The sequence below is a fragment of the Actinoplanes sp. NPDC023714 genome (assembly GCF_040639855.1).
In the GTDB taxonomy this organism is placed as follows: domain Bacteria; phylum Actinomycetota; class Actinomycetes; order Mycobacteriales; family Micromonosporaceae; genus Actinoplanes.
In genome coordinates this window covers 19,549-33,700 of the sequence record NZ_JBFAAR010000005.1, presented here as the reverse complement: position 1 = coordinate 33,700, position 14,152 = coordinate 19,549, and the positions used below count along the sequence as shown (strand labels likewise).

The window sequence follows — 14,152 nt, the reverse complement described above, 5'->3', positions numbered from 1 at the left end:
CAGCCCGCCCGGGGGTCACCCGGGCGGGCCGTGCGCCCCCGTTGAAGGTTCGCGGACCGCCCCGCCGCAAAAGGGGCGCTCAAGCGGCGGGGCGGCGCTTCGTCAAGCGTGCCGGCAACCGCTCTCGTTCCACTGTCGATCCGCTCCTGACACTCGGTTAGGCTCCCGGTACGGCACACGGGGACGGGTGAACAACCTTGCGCTACCGCATCCTTGGGCCACTCTCCGTAACCGACGACGAGCGGACGGTGCCCATCACGGCGACTCGTGACCGTGCCGTGCTCGCGATGCTGCTTCTGCGCCCCGGCCGGATCGTCGGGCTGGCCGAGCTCACCGAGGCCATCTGGGGCGCCGATCCGCCGGCCACCGCCCGCGGCCAGCTGCAGACCTGCGTCTCCCGTCTGCGCCGGGTGCTGCCGGCCGGGGCCATCCTCAGCGACCCGGCCGGATACCTGATCCGGCCGGCCGACGACGAGCTCGACGCCACGGTCTTCCTGCGTCTCGTGGAGCGGGCGAAATCCGCCGCCGATCCGGGGGCCGCGCGGTCCTCGTACCGGGAAGCCTTTGAACTTTGGAGAGGGCCGGTCTGCCCGGAGATCGACGCGCCGGCGGTGCGGGCCGCGGCCTCGGCCCTGGACGAGCGCCGGGCGGCCGCCGCGGAGGACTGGGCCGACCTCGAACTGGCCGCCGGACAGGCCCGTGAGCTGGTCGGCGAGCTGGCCGGATGGGTGGACCGATTCCCGCTGCGGGAGCGGCTGCGCGGCCAGCTGATGACCGCGCTCTCCCGATCCGGCAGGCAGGCCGACGCGCTCGCCGAGTTCCGCCGGACCCGCGAGGTGCTGCGCGAGGAGCTCGGCATCGAACCCGGCCCGGAGCTGCAGGAACTGCACCGGACCATCCTGTCCGGGGAGCTGCGCCCGGCCGGCGAGAACCGTGCCGCGAACTCGGCGATCCGTTGCCTGCCGCGCACGGTCGGCGACTTCACCGGCCGGGAGGCGCTGGTCGACCGGATGCTCGGGCGGATCGAGGAGGCGGACCCGGCCGTGCTCGTCGTCGACGGGATGGCCGGCAGCGGCAAGACCACCCTCGCGCTGCATCTCGCGGCCCGGGCCGGTGACCGCTTCCCGGACGCCCACCTCTACGTCGACCTGCGCGGATACAGCGAGCAGCCGCCCCTCGAGCCGGCCGCCGCGCTGATCGTGCTGCTGCGCCAGCTGGGCGTCGCGGCCGGTGACATGCCGCTCGAGCCGGTCGACCGGATCGGGTTCTGGCGCACCGAGGTGGCCCGCCGCCGGATGCTCGTGATCCTCGACAACGCCGCCTCCAGCGCCCAGGTGGCCGACCTGCTCCCGTCCGCGCCCGGCAGCCTCACCATCGTCACGACCCGGCGCCGGCTCGGCGGGGTGGACGGGGTACGCGTCGAGTCGCTGCCGCTGCTCGACCCGGGCGAGGCGGTGGAGCTGCTGGAACGGATCGCCGGCGACCGGGTGGCCGCCGAGCCGCAGGCCGCCGCCGAGGTGGTGCGGCGCTGCGGCGGCCTGCCCCTGGCGGTACGCCTGGCCGGCGCCCGGCTCGTGCACCGGCCCCGCTGGCGGGTCGCCGACCTGCTGAACCGGATGGGCGGGACGGCGCTGCCCGAGCTCACCGCCGAGGACCGGACCGTGACCGGCGCGTTCTCGCTGACCTACCGGCAGCTGCCGGAACTGCCCCGGAGGGTGTTCCGCCTGCTCGGGATCCAGCCGGGGGCGACCTTCGACGCGCTCGCGGTCGCCGCCCTGGCCGGGCTCTCCACCGGGGAGGCCGCCGGCGTGCTCGACGACCTGGTCGACGTGCACCTCGTCGACGAGCCGGAGCCGGGGCTGTACCGGATGCACGACCTGCTGCGGCAGTACGCCGGGGCGCTCGCCGCGGAGCTGCCGGCGCGGGAGCGGCTCGAGGCGCTCACCGGGGTGCTGGACCTTCAGCTGCACGCCCTCGTGGCGGTGGCCGCGCCGGCCTTCCGGCCGGCGCTCGACGGCGACCTCGGCGGCCGGGTACCCGGCCGGCCGGACCTGCTGGCGGAACTGGACGACCCGGCCGCCCGGCTGGAGCAGCAGCGACCCGAACTGGCCGCCTTCGTCGACGCGGCCGCCGCGGCGGGTCTCCTCGACTACGCCTGGCAGATCGTCCGGGCCTCCTGGCCGGGCCTGTTCGTCCGCGGCTACATGGACGACGTCCGGGATCTGCACCTGCGGGCGATGGCCTACGTCGAGACGGCCGGCGACCGGTTCGCGATCGCGATCCTCGCGAACTATCTGGCCTCGGCCTACGCCCGCGCTGGCGAGCACGAGAAGGCCGAGCGGTACCTGCTGCTCTCCGCCCGGGTGCTGGAGGAACTGGGCAGGCACGGCAACGTGTACTCGAATCTGGCGATGGTCTACCGCCAGCAGGGCCGGTTCGTCGAGGCGGTCGAAGCCGTCCGGACCTTCTTCCGGAAGGCGGCGCTGGACCGGAGCGCCTCGCGGAACGCGGTGTCCGCACTCGCCAACATCACCGAGGCGCTGCACCGGATGGGCCGGACCGCGGAGGCGCTCCGATGGATGCGTGTCCGGCTGATCCTCGGCATCGAGACCGCCGACCGCGGGGTCATCGCGGGATCCCTGGTGATCATCGGCCGTCTCCGATTCGCGATCCGCGAGATCTCGACGGAGCGTGGGCTGCACTACATGGATGTCGGGATCCGGCTCGCGACGCAGGCCGGGTTCCCGTCGGTGGTCGCCGACGCGAACAACGACCGGGCCATCCTGCTGCGGGCCGAGGGCCGGTACGACGAGGCCGAGGCCGAGCATCGGCGGGCCCTCGAGTTCGCGGTCGCCGCCCGGGACCGGCCGCACGAGGCGGAGTTCCTGGTCGAGTACGCGAAGACGCTGCGGCTGGCCGGCCGGCTCGACGAGGCCCGGGCCACGTACGAGCACCTCCTGCGGATCACCGCGGCCTGGCGTATCCCGTACTCGATGGCGTTCGCGACCGCGGGGCTCGCCGCCTGCCTGGACCACGACGATCCCGAAGCCGTCAGGCTGAGGGCGAAAGCATGTGAGCTTTTCGACCGAATGGGGATCACCACGATCGACGGTCTTCGGAGAGTGGGTCGAGAGAGGATGGAACCGTGACGACTGACGAGAGTGGTTTCCGGATCGAACGCGACACCATGGGCGAGGTACGCGTCCCGGCAGACGCGCTGTGGCGGGCGCAGACGCAGCGGGCCGTGGAGAACTTCCCGATCTCCGGGCGCGGGCTGGAGCCGGCGCACATCCGCGCGCTGGCCCGGATCAAGGGCGCCGCCGCGCAGGCCAACGCGAGCCTCGGCGTGCTGGAGAAGGACCTCGCCGACGCGATCGCGACGGCCGCGGCGCACGTCGCCGACGGCGGCTACGACGACCAGTTCCCGGTCGACGTCTTCCAGACCGGCTCGGGCACCTCGTCGAACATGAACGCCAACGAGGTGATCGCCACGCTGGCCTCGCGCGACCTCGGCCGGCCGGTGCACCCGAACGACCACGTCAACGCGTCGCAGTCCAGCAACGACGTCTTCCCGTCCTCGATCCACCTGGCCGCCACCGAGGCGGTCAGCACCGACCTGATCCCGGCGCTGGAGCATCTCGCGGCCTCGCTGCGGGCGAAGGCGGAGGGGTGGCAGACCGTGGTCAAGAGCGGCCGCACCCACCTCATGGACGCCACCCCGGTCACCCTCGGGCAGGAATTCAACGGGTACGCCCGGCAGGTCGCCAACGGGGTCGAGCGGCTCGCCGCCACCCTGCCGCGGCTCGGTGAGCTTCCGCTCGGCGGCACCGCGGTCGGCACCGGCGTCAACACGCCGCCCGGCTTCGCCCCGGCCGTGATCGAGTTGCTCCGGGAGGCGACCGGGCTGCCGCTGTCCGAGGCGCGCGACCACTTCGAGGCGCAGGGCGCCCGGGACGCGCTGGTCGAGGCGTCCGGCCAGCTCCGGGTCGTCGCCGCCGGGCTCTACAAGATTGCGAACGACATCCGCTGGATGGGCTCGGGTCCCCGCGCCGGCCTGCGCGAGCTGCGCCTGCCCGACCTCCAGCCCGGCTCGTCGATCATGCCGGGCAAGGTGAACCCGGTGGTGCCGGAGGCGGTCCGCCAGGTCGCCGCCCAGGTGATCGGGAACGACGCGACAGTGGCCTTCGCCGGCACGCAGGGCGACTTCGAGCTCAACGTGATGCTCCCGGTGATGGCCCGCAACGTGCTCGAGTCGATCCGGCTGCTCGCCGCCGTGGCGCGGCAGTTCGCCGACCGCTGCATCGACGGCCTCGAGGCGAACGAGGAGGTGGCCCGGGCGTACGCCGAGGGCTCGCCCTCGATCGTCACCCCGCTCAACCGCTACCTGGGGTACGACGAGGCGGCCGCCATCGCGAAGCAGGCGCTCGCGAGCGACCGGACGATCCGCGAGGTCGTGGTCGAACGCGGTCACGTCGCATCGGGGAAGCTCACTGAGCAGCAGCTCGACGAGGCGCTCGACGTGCTCCGTATGACCCGTCCGTAAATTGACTGCCGTTCATCTTGTGTTGAGAGACGTTTCTCGATCTGATTCCTCCTAGCCCAACATTTAGGAGCGAATTCCATGAGAAGACGCGTCATCACGGGGGCGGTCGTCACAGCGACCGGTCTGGCCTTTCTGACCGCCGTACCTGGTTCGGCAGTGGCCGAGCCAGGTAACGCGGTGGACTACACGGTCGTGGCCGCCGACGGCGCCTCCGCCGCCGAGGCCACCGCCGCCATCGAGGCGGCCGGCGGCACGATCGTGACCGGCAACGACGCCGTCGGCGTCTACCGGGTCACCTCGAAGGACACCAGGTTCTCGGCGAAGGCCGTCAAGTCCGGCACGCTGATCGGCGCCTCCGAGCGCCGGGCCATCGGCAAGGCGCCGAACGGCCTGGAGAAGGTCGAGAAGTCCGGGCACAACCGGGGCGCGAGCTCGGCCAAGGGCACGAAGCTCGACCCGCTCGACGACAAGCTCTGGGGCCTCAAGATGGTCCGCGCCGACAAGGCTCGCAAGATCGAGTCCGGCAAGCGGGGCGTGACCGTCGGCATTCTGGACACCGGCCTGGACGCCTCCAACCCCGACCTCGCGCCGCACTTCAGCGCCCGGCTGTCCCGCAACTTCGCGCCGGACATGACCGACATCGACGGCCCCTGTGAGGTCGAGGGCTGTCTCGACCCGGTCGGCACCGACGACGGCGGGCACGGCACCCACGTGGCCGGCACGGTCGGCGCCGCGGCGAACGGCGTCGGCATCTCCGGCGTCGCCCCGGACGTCACGCTTGTCGAGCTCAAGGCCGGCCAGGACTCCGGCTACTTCTTCCTCGACCCGGTCGTCAACGGCCTCACCCACGCCGCGGACGCCGGCCTCGACGTCGTGAACATGTCGTTCTACGTCGACCCCTGGCTCTACAACTGCACGGCCAACCCGGCGGACAGCCCGGAGGACCAGGCCGAGCAGCGGGCCATCATCGCGGCCATGAAGCGCGCGCTCAACTACGCCCACCGCAAGGGCGTCACCCTGGTCGGCGCGCTCGGCAACAACGCCGAGGACCTCGGCAAGCCGCGCACCGACACCTCCAGCCCGGACTACGGCGCCGACCCGTACCCGCGCCCGATCGACAACGACTCCTGCTGGGACCTCCCGGTCGAGGGCCCGCACGTCATCGGCGTCTCCTCGGTCGGCCCGTCCGGCAAGAAGTCCGACTTCAGCAACTACGGCCTCGAGCAGATCTCGGTGGCCGCGCCGGGCGGCTACGCCCGCGACTACTTCGGCACCCCGCAGTACAACCTGCCGGCCAACCGAATCCTCTCCAGCTACCCGAAGAAGGTGCTGATCGAGGAGGGGCTGGTCGACGAGGCCGGCAACATCACCCCGGCCGGTGAGGGCCTCGCCTTCAAGGACTGCACCAAGGCCGGCCAGTGCGGCTACTACACCTACCTGCAGGGCACCTCGATGGCGTCCCCGCACGCCGCCGGCGTGGCCGCGCTGATCGTCAGCCGGTACGGCAAGACCGACTGGCGCCGCGGTGGCCTCACGCTCGACCCGGACGCGGTGGAGCGCCAGCTCTACCGGACCGCCGCCGAGCAGGCCTGCCCGACCCCGCGCCTGGTCAGCTACGCGAACGAGGGCCGCCCGGCCGAGTGGGACGCCTACTGTGAGGGTGGGAAGAACTTCAACGGGTTCTACGGCTACGGCATCGTCGACGCCTACGCGGCGGTCGGCGGACGCTGATCTTGCTGAATTCCCGCCCCGCCCGTGTCGACACGGGCGGGGCGGTTTTCGGTTGGCCGAGGCCGGTACCCTTGTGCGGTGACGCTGCGCTTGTATGACACCGCGACCCGATCGGTACGGGACTTCGTCCCGATGACGCCCGGTCAGGTGTCGATCTACCTGTGCGGTCTCACCGTGCAGTCACCGCCACACATCGGGCACCTGCGGTCCGCGGTCAACTACGACGTGCTGCGTCGCTGGCTGCTGCACACCGGGCTCGAGGTGACCTTCGTCCGCAACGTGACGGACGTCGACGACAAGATCCTGCAGAAGTCGCTGGAGCAGAAGCGGCCGTTCTGGGCGATCGCCTTCGAGAACCGGCTTCTGCTCGACCGCGACTACCGCTCGCTCAACGTGCTGGCGCCCACCTACGAGCCGCTGGCGACCGGGCACATCACCGAGATGCACGAGCTGATCCAGACGCTGATCGAACGCGGACACGCCTACGCGGCATCCGGCGGGGACGTGTACTTCGACGTGCTCTCCTACGCGGCGTACGGCGCGCTGTCCGGGCAGAAGCCCGCCGACATGCGGTCCGCCGGTGACGCCCCCGACCGGGACAAGCGGGACGGGCGCGACTTCGCCCTCTGGAAAGGCGTGAAGGCCGACGAGCCCGACGACGCCACCTGGTCCTCGCCGTGGGGCGAGGGCCGGCCCGGCTGGCACATCGAGTGCTCGGCGATGGCCCGGCGCTACCTCGGCGACGAGTTCGACATCCACGGCGGCGGCCTCGACCTGACGTTCCCGCACCACGAGAACGAGATCGCCCAGTCCAAGGCGGCCGGCCTCGGCTTCGCCCGGCACTGGGTGCACCACGCGCTGCTCAACCTCGGCGAGTCCAAGATGAGCAAGTCGCTGGGCAACGTGATCGACCTGGACTCGCTGGTCGAGCAGGGCATCCGCCCGGTCGAGGTGCGCTACTACCTGGCCTCCCCGCACTACCGCTCGCGCATCGACTACACCGACGAGGCGCTGCGCGAGGCCGCGGTGGCCTACCGGCGCATCGAGGGTTTCGTGCACCGGGCGGCCGAGGTGGTCGGCAACGGCCGGCCCAAGGCGGTCCCGCCGGCGTTCGCCGACGCGATGAACGACGACCTGAACACCTCGGCGGCGCTCGCGGTCGTGCACGACACGATCCGCGAGGGAAACACCGCGCTCGCGGCGGGCGACGAGGCCGGAATCCGGGGCGCGCTCACCGCGGTCCGGGCCATGCTGGGAGTGCTCGGCCTCGACCCGCTCGACCAGGCGTGGGGTGGCAACGAGGGCGGCAACGATCTGAAGCCGGTGGTCGACTCCCTGGTCGCCCTGGCGCTGGAACAGCGGGCGCAGGCCCGTGCAAGGAAGGACTGGGCTGCCGCCGATTCGGTGCGGGACCAGCTCAAGAACGCGGGTATTCAGGTGGAGGACACTCCGACCGGGCCGCGCTGGACGGTAGGAGAACACTGATGCCGGGAAACTCTCAGAACGCGAGCAAGCGCGCCACCTCGAAGAAGGGCGCCTCGATGGGCTCCGGTGGCAAGAACCGGAGCGGCCTCAAGGGGCGCGGCAAGACGCTGCCCGCCGACGAGCGCCCGTGGCACAAGGGCTACTCGGGCACCGAGCGGCTGCCCGACAAGACCGCGCGTAAGCAGGAGAAGGAGCGCCGGGCCGCGGCCGCCGAGGGCCGGGCGCCCAAGGTCGGCATCCCGGGCACCAAGGACACCACCTGGGGTCGCGGCGGTGGCCGTGGCACCAGCATGACCCGTGCGACAGCGGCGGCGCGTGGCGGCCGGGCGGCCGGCCCGCGCGGTCCCCGGGTCGCGCCGGGCCGCAAGTCCAACCCCACCAAGGAAGGCCCCGAGCTGCTGCTCGGCCGCAACCCGGTGGTGGAGGCGCTGCGCACCCTGGTCCCGGCGACCGCGCTCTACGTGGCCCAGGGCATCGACATCGACGACCGGGTCGCCGAGGCGGTCCGCACCTCCGGCGACCGGGGCATCCCGATCCTGGAGATCAGCCGCGCCGAGCTCGACCGGATGACCGGCGGCGTGCTGCACCAGGGCATCGGTCTCCAGGTGCCGCCGTTCGCGTACGAGGACTTCGACGACCTCGTGAACGCCGCCCTGGAGCAGACCGCCCCGCTGCTGGTCGCGCTCGACGGCATCACCGACCCGCGCAACGTCGGCGCGGTGATCCGGTCGGTCGCGGCGTTCGGCGGCCACGGCGTCTTCATGACCGAGCGCCGGGCGGCCGGCATCACGGCGACGGCGTGGCGCACGAGCGCCGGCGCGGCGGCCCGCGTCCCGGTCTCCCAGGTGGTCAACCTGACCCGGGCGATCAAGGCGGCGCAGAAGGCCGGGTTCACCGCGATCGGGCTGGACGCCGACGGCGAGACCGACCTCTACCAGCTCGAGGCCGCCGTCGGCCCGCTGCTCGTGGTGGTCGGCTCGGAGGGCCGCGGCCTGTCCCGCCTCGTCGGCGAGACCTGTGACCTGCGGGTCAGCATCCCGATGGCCTCCGACGTCGAGTCGCTGAACGCGAGCGTGGCCGCCGCTGTGACGCTGGCCGAGGTCAGCCGCCGCCGCAATCAGGGCTAGAGGCAGGGCTAGAAGTAGGCGCGCAGGCGGTCGCCGTCCGTGAGGAAGAGGCGGCCGCCCGCGACGGCCGGCGGATAGTGCTGGTCGCTCGGCATGCCGCCGCCCACGGCCCGGCCGGTCACCGCGTCGGCGATGGAGAGCGGTGACTGGATGCCGGACGGGCTGAAGAGCAGGCCACCGGCCCGGACCGGCTGTCCCGCGCCGTCCGGGAGGTGCACCGACCACAGTTTGCGCCCGGTGTCCGCGTCGAGGCAGAGCACGCTGCGGTTCCGGGGCAGGTAGACGCGCTTCTCGTCGGCCGTGACGCCGGGCGACGGCAGCGCCGACCGCCAGATCACCGAGCCGTTCCCGGCGTTCACCGCGGCCAGCCCGCCGGCCGCGCTGATGTAGAACCTGCTCCCCGCCGGGTCGCTGCCCACGGCGTACCAATTCTCCGGGGTCTGCCACATGGTCGAGCCGGTGACGATGTCGACGGCGCGAGCGCCCGCCGGCGAGGTGCGCAGCAACAACCGCCCGCCGGCCGAGAGCAGCCCGTCACCCCGGGTCCCGGTGAGCCGCCAGGCCCGCCCACCGTCGGCGAGACGATATCCGGTGGTGCTCAGCGTGAAATCCGGCCGCGTATCCACCACGGCGATACCGCGATCCACCACCATGTCCTGCGCGGGCCCGCCGATCGCCACCTCCCAGAGCCGCTCGCCGTCCACGGCCGACCAGGCGTCGAGAAAACTCCCCTGCCCGTCACACGTATAGCTGAGAGCCAGAACCTTGCCCTCGGCGACAGCCATCCGCGAGATCCCCCGCCGAACCAGCCGAGCAGACCACCGCACGGCACCGGTGGCGGGATCGAGAGCCGCGAGACCTCCGGCCACGCTCGTATAGACGCTGCCGCCATAAACAAGCGGCTCCCGCCCAACCTCACAGTCCGGCGCCCCACGAGTAGAAATCTCCCACTTCTTCGCGAACCGCGCCGCCGAGAGCGACCCTTCACCAGCGTTGTAGTAGGTCGCACCCGGCCCATACCCAGGCTGAGCCCAATCAGAAGGAGGGGGCGCCACAAGGGCCGCAACCAGCGCAACCACCAGAACAGAGCTCACGCAAGATCAACGACAAACACCAAAAGGAAGTAACCGCAACCAACCGGTGAGCGCAACAGATACGCACCGTGGGGGGTTCGGGGGGGCTCGGCCCCCCCGGCGAGCAAAGCGAGCCGACCGGTCCGCGCGTTCTGCGGACACACTCCGCCCATCGGCGAGCCCCCGGTCGGGATCGAACCGACGACCTCCCGTTTACAAGACGGGTGCTCTGGCCATCTGAGCTACAGGGGCGTGTTCCGGGCTCAGCATAACGTCCTGTGATGTGGCCGCCATCTTGGCAGGTGGGTGAAAAACAATTACGTTTGCGGGGCTGTTCCTTCTACTCGGATCGTCCGGCACGTTCCTGCCGGTGGAAAGGAAGTCGATTCACCATGGCTACCGTCACTTATGACAAGGCCTCCCGGATCTACCCGGGCTCTGAGCGTCCCGCCGTCAACGAGCTGAACCTCGAGATCGGCGATGGCGAGTTCCTCGTTCTGGTCGGGCCCTCCGGTTGTGGCAAGTCCACCAGCCTGCGCATGCTCGCCGGCCTGGAGGATGTCGACCGCGGCCGCATCCTGATCAACGACAAGGACGTCACGCACCTCCCGCCGAAGTCCCGTGACATCGCGATGGTGTTCCAGAACTACGCTCTCTACCCGCACATGACGGTGTACGAGAACATGGCGTTCGCCCTGAAGCTGCGCAAGACCCCGAAGTCGGAGATCGACCGCGCGGTGAAGGAGGCCGCCGCTCTGCTCCAGCTCGAGGAGTACCTCTCGCGTAAGCCGAAGGCGCTCTCCGGTGGTCAGCGTCAGCGTGTCGCCATGGGCCGCGCGATCGTGCGTCAGCCGCAGGTCTTCCTCATGGACGAGCCGCTGTCGAACCTCGACGCGAAGCTCCGTGTGCAGACCCGTTCGCAGATCGCCACCCTGCAGGCGAAGCTGGGCGTCACCACCGTCTACGTGACCCACGACCAGGTCGAGGCCATGACGATGGGCCACCGGGTCGCCGTCATGCTCGACGGTGTCCTGCAGCAGGTCGACACCCCGCGCGCGCTCTACGACACCCCCGGCAACGTCTTCGTCGCCGGCTTCATGGGCTCGCCCGCCATGAACATCAAGACGGTTCCGCTGAGCGAGGCGGGCGCCACCTTCGGCTCGCTGACCATCCCGCTGACCCGCGAGCAGGTCGCCGCGGCGCAGCAGGGCGGCGAGGGCAAGGTCACCGTCGGTTTCCGCCCGGAGGCCGCCGACGTGGTCACCGAGTCGATCGACGCGCTGCCGATCAAGGTGGACCTGGTCGAGGACCTCGGCTCGGACGCCAACGTCTACGGTCACGCCGACCTGCCCGGCGGTTCGGAGCGCTTCGTGGTCCGCACCGAGCGTCGCAACATGCCGCACATGGGCGAGACGGTCTACATCAAGCCGCAGACCAACTCCCTGCACGTCTTCAACGCGGGCTCGGGCGTCCGCATCTGAGTCTCATAGCTCCCGGCACGGCCTTCTCCTTCGGGAGGAGGCCGTGTTTTTTCATGGGTACGAAGAATGGCGGCCGTCCCCTAGGAAACAGGCCGTGGCGCAGGCAGTGGCGGGCGGGGCGGGCGGTCGGAGGCGGGCCAGACGTAGGGCAGGTCGTCCGGGATCTCCGCGCCGAAGAGCGGGCGGTAGAACGCCGGGTCCTTGCGGAGCAGGGCCGACCGGTGGCTCACGTGCAGGGCCTCGTCGCCGAGCCACGGGGGCAGGTCGCCGGCCGCGGCCAGGTCCTCGGCGGTCCGGACGACCTCCAGGCCGGTCGCCGCCCGCAGGTCCGTCAGCAGCGTCGTGGCGCAGGTGTCGGAGCGTCCCGTGGAGGTCCAGACCGCGCACTGTCGAGGCCGTAGCGGACCAGGGCCTCCTCGTAGCCGTGCCACATCTTCACGGCCGGGTGGTGGCGCCAGCCGTACCCGGGCAGGGTCAGCCCGCGCAGCACCTGGAGGGTCTCGACCCGCTGCTTGCCCAGCCTCTTCACGTCCAGGGCCAGGGCGCTCCCGGAGAAGTCCGGGTAGGGCAGGAAGGTCTGCATGCGGGAGTGATTCCCCCCAGGCCCGGAAGCAAAAGTCAGGTGAGGTCCCAACTCAGCAGCGTGAACGTCATCTCCTCGCACGCGCCGGAGCGGCGGTATGTCGCCAGTGCCGCCTTGTTGTCGGTTTCGGTCGCCACCCACATGCCGTAGCAGCCCTTCTCCCGGGCGATCGCGGCCAGGGCGTTGACCAGGCCGGTGCCGACGCCCTGGAGGCGGGCCACCGGCGCCACCCCGAGCTCGTAGACGAGCATCTCGGTGCCCTTGTCGGGGTGGGTCGTCTCGACGCCGCTGATCATGCCGATCGGCCGGTCGCCGTCGTCGTAGGCGATCAGCAGGTGGTGGTTCGGGTCGTCGAGGAAGCGCTGGGTGGCCGCCTCCTGCGGCGGCGCGTCGAAGAGATCGGCGGCGCGATGGACCTCGGCCGCCGCGGTAATCCGTTCGATGCGCATGGCGCCACGATAGCGATCGGTAGCATGACGGCCGGTATCCGGCGCATCGAAGGGCGACGAGATGGCGGCTCCGGGCGAGAACGACATCACCAAGAGAACCGAGGCCACCGAGGTGAGCACGCCGGACACCGACACCCACGTCGGCGAAGGACCCGAGTATTCCGAACCGGTCGACCCGTGGGCCACGGGAGAGGCCGCGGCGCTGGCCGCGGGCGGGCAGCTGCCCTATCGGGAGCCGCCCGGCGGGGACCCGACCTGGACGATCCCCGGGGCGGCGGGACCGCACCCCACGGCCGAGGAGCCGGTCGGTAGAACGTACAAAAAAGGGCTTTTGATCGGAATCGTGGCCGGAGTCGTCGCGCTCGGGGTGGCCGCCGCCGTCGCCCTCTGGCCGGGCGTGCGGGCACTCGACTTCCATCCGGTGCAGGAGGTGGCGCGCTTCGACCCGGCCGTCCCGGTCGGTTTCAGCTGGTCGGACGCCGAGGTGATCGGGGATCGGGCCTACTTCGCGAGCTCGGATCCGGACGGGCGGCTCGGCGTGGTCGCGGTCGACACCGGCAGCCGCGAGGTGGCCTGGAGCAACGCGGCGGCCGGCACGGCGACACTCTGGGACCGGATGATCGCGCTGCCGGTCGGGCTGGTGATCTTCTCGAGCCTGGAGGCGGGCACCGGCAGGGCGCAGATGCGGATCCTCGGAGCCGGTGACGGCAGGGAGCTGTGGAACCGGCCGATCGGAAGCTCGGACACGGTGCACTTCGGCGCCGACACGATGGTGCTCGTCGACCGGGTGGAACAGCGGCTGCTCGGGCTCGACCTGGCCAGCGGCAAGGTCCGCTGGGAGGAGGAGGACCCGGACTCGACGACGGTCGTCACCGTCACCACCGAGGCGGACCTGGCCGGGCCGGCCGGGACGGCGGGACGGCCGTTCTCGCCGAACGTGTCGGACGACGACCGGTTCGTGCAGATCAACAGCGATCGGTCGGCGAGCGTGCGGGACATCCGTACCGGCGAGGTGTCCCAGACCCGGCCCAGCGTCGCGTCGACGAGCGACGAGACGGTCGCGCACGACGGACGGCTGTTCGTCCAGGAGTCCGGAAACGCCCAGCGGATCTTCGCCTACGACCTGGAGGGGCTCGGCGAGCCGGTCACCCTGCACACCGCCCCGCCGCAGGCCTCGCTGAGCGACCTGACCCCGTGCGGCGAGAAGCGGCTCTGCTTCGTCGAGACGGCCGGGTCCGACCAGGTCATCGCCGTCGACGCGGTGAAGGGCGGCGAGGTGTGGCGGCGGGACGTCCCGGATGTCGAGTCGCTCATCCCGGTCGGTGAGTCACTGCTGGTCGTGACGGATAAGGAGAGCACGCTGATCGACGTGGGCGGCGATCCGCTGTGGACCGTGCCGGGGGTCGCGGTCCGCCTCGACGCCGGGAACGTGCTGCGCTTCTCGGAGAGCCTGACCACCTCGGTCGGGAGCCGGTCGCTGTCCGGCGTGCATCTTGGCGACGAGGCGGCCGAGATGGGGCTGCTCCGGGATGTGCGGCCGGGTGCGTGCGCGTGGAACACGACCGTTCTCGCTTGTGTGCGGGAGACCGATTTCGCGCTGTTCTCGTTCGCCTGATTGCCGACTTCTATTGCGCGAGAGCGCGCCGCTGGACGTTGGCGGCGCGCTCTCGCTTGATTAAC

9 protein-coding genes, 1 tRNA gene and 1 pseudogene are annotated in these 14,152 nt (G+C 71.3%); 7 read left to right on the top strand and 4 right to left on the bottom strand.

Features of this window, described 5'->3' with window-relative positions; all coding sequences use genetic code 11:
- Window positions 1-248 precede the first annotated feature (248 nt).
- The 5 genes from AB0G10_RS22910 to rlmB all read left to right on the top strand — a co-directional run bounded on the left by AB0G10_RS22910 (window position 249) and on the right by rlmB (window position 8,886).
- A complete protein-coding gene (locus AB0G10_RS22910; protein WP_360925117.1) occupies window positions 249-3,149 on the top strand; it encodes a BTAD domain-containing putative transcriptional regulator in 2,901 nt (966 codons plus the stop codon).
- Window positions 3,146-4,543 carry a class II fumarate hydratase gene (locus tag AB0G10_RS22905; protein ID WP_360925114.1) on the top strand — a complete coding sequence of 466 codons (1,398 nt, stop codon included), beginning with the start codon at window positions 3,146-3,148 and terminating at the stop codon, window positions 4,541-4,543. The genes AB0G10_RS22910 and AB0G10_RS22905 overlap by 4 nt, the downstream gene beginning before the upstream one ends.
- Before the next feature lie 78 nt (window positions 4,544-4,621).
- Window positions 4,622-6,274 (top strand): S8 family serine peptidase, encoded by a 1,653-nt coding sequence (locus AB0G10_RS22900; protein ID WP_360925111.1) that lies wholly within the window; start codon window positions 4,622-4,624, stop codon window positions 6,272-6,274.
- A gap of 78 nt (window positions 6,275-6,352) precedes the next feature.
- Entirely contained in the window at window positions 6,353-7,759 is a 1,407-nt protein-coding gene (cysS, locus tag AB0G10_RS22895) for a cysteine--tRNA ligase (RefSeq protein ID WP_360925108.1), read from the top strand.
- Window positions 7,759-8,886, top strand: coding sequence for a 23S rRNA (guanosine(2251)-2'-O)-methyltransferase RlmB (rlmB, locus tag AB0G10_RS22890; RefSeq protein ID WP_360925105.1), 1,128 nt, complete (start codon window positions 7,759-7,761; stop codon window positions 8,884-8,886). Before cysS ends, rlmB begins: the two co-directional genes overlap by 1 nt.
- Before the next feature lie 8 nt (window positions 8,887-8,894).
- On the opposite strand, the gene AB0G10_RS22885 is transcribed toward rlmB, so the two are convergent.
- A complete protein-coding gene (locus tag AB0G10_RS22885) occupies window positions 8,895-9,755 on the bottom strand; it encodes a PQQ-binding-like beta-propeller repeat protein (RefSeq protein WP_360925102.1) in 861 nt (286 codons plus the stop codon).
- A 382-nt stretch (window positions 9,756-10,137) separates the two neighbouring features.
- A tRNA-Thr gene (locus AB0G10_RS22880) sits at window positions 10,138-10,211 on the bottom strand.
- Window positions 10,212-10,351: 140 nt separating this feature from the next.
- Between AB0G10_RS22880 and ugpC the strand changes: the two genes are divergently transcribed.
- Entirely contained in the window at window positions 10,352-11,440 is a 1,089-nt protein-coding gene (gene ugpC, locus AB0G10_RS22875; protein ID WP_360925099.1) for a sn-glycerol-3-phosphate ABC transporter ATP-binding protein UgpC, read from the top strand.
- 80 nt (window positions 11,441-11,520) lie between these two features.
- On the opposite strand, the pseudogene AB0G10_RS22870 reads toward ugpC, so the two are convergent.
- Window positions 11,521-12,023, bottom strand: a pseudogene (locus AB0G10_RS22870) (MSMEG_6728 family protein).
- Between the two features lie 35 nt (window positions 12,024-12,058).
- Complete coding sequence (locus AB0G10_RS22865) at window positions 12,059-12,472, bottom strand: GNAT family N-acetyltransferase (protein WP_360925096.1); 414 nt, start codon at window positions 12,470-12,472, stop codon at window positions 12,059-12,061.
- A 61-nt stretch (window positions 12,473-12,533) separates the two neighbouring features.
- Here AB0G10_RS22865 and AB0G10_RS22860 point away from each other — a divergent pair, with 61 nt between their 5' ends.
- Complete coding sequence (locus tag AB0G10_RS22860) at window positions 12,534-14,087, top strand: PQQ-binding-like beta-propeller repeat protein (RefSeq protein ID WP_360925093.1); 1,554 nt, start codon at window positions 12,534-12,536, stop codon at window positions 14,085-14,087.
- Window positions 14,088-14,152: the final 65 nt, after the last annotated feature.

What these genes read in the sequence shown, in the direction of transcription:
- AB0G10_RS22900 (WP_360925111.1), top strand. Translation starts at nt 4,622, where the DNA reads ATGAGAAGACGCGTCATCACGGGGGCGGTCGTCACAGCGACCGGTCTG.
- rlmB (WP_360925105.1), top strand. Translation starts at nt 7,759, where the DNA reads ATGCCGGGAAACTCTCAGAACGCGAGCAAGCGCGCCACCTCGAAGAAG.
- ugpC (WP_360925099.1), top strand. Translation starts at nt 10,352, where the DNA reads ATGGCTACCGTCACTTATGACAAGGCCTCCCGGATCTACCCGGGCTCT.
- AB0G10_RS22865 (WP_360925096.1), bottom strand. Translation starts at nt 12,472, where the DNA reads ATGCGCATCGAACGGATTACCGCGGCGGCCGAGGTCCATCGCGCCGCC.
- AB0G10_RS22860 (WP_360925093.1), top strand. Translation starts at nt 12,534, where the DNA reads ATGGCGGCTCCGGGCGAGAACGACATCACCAAGAGAACCGAGGCCACC.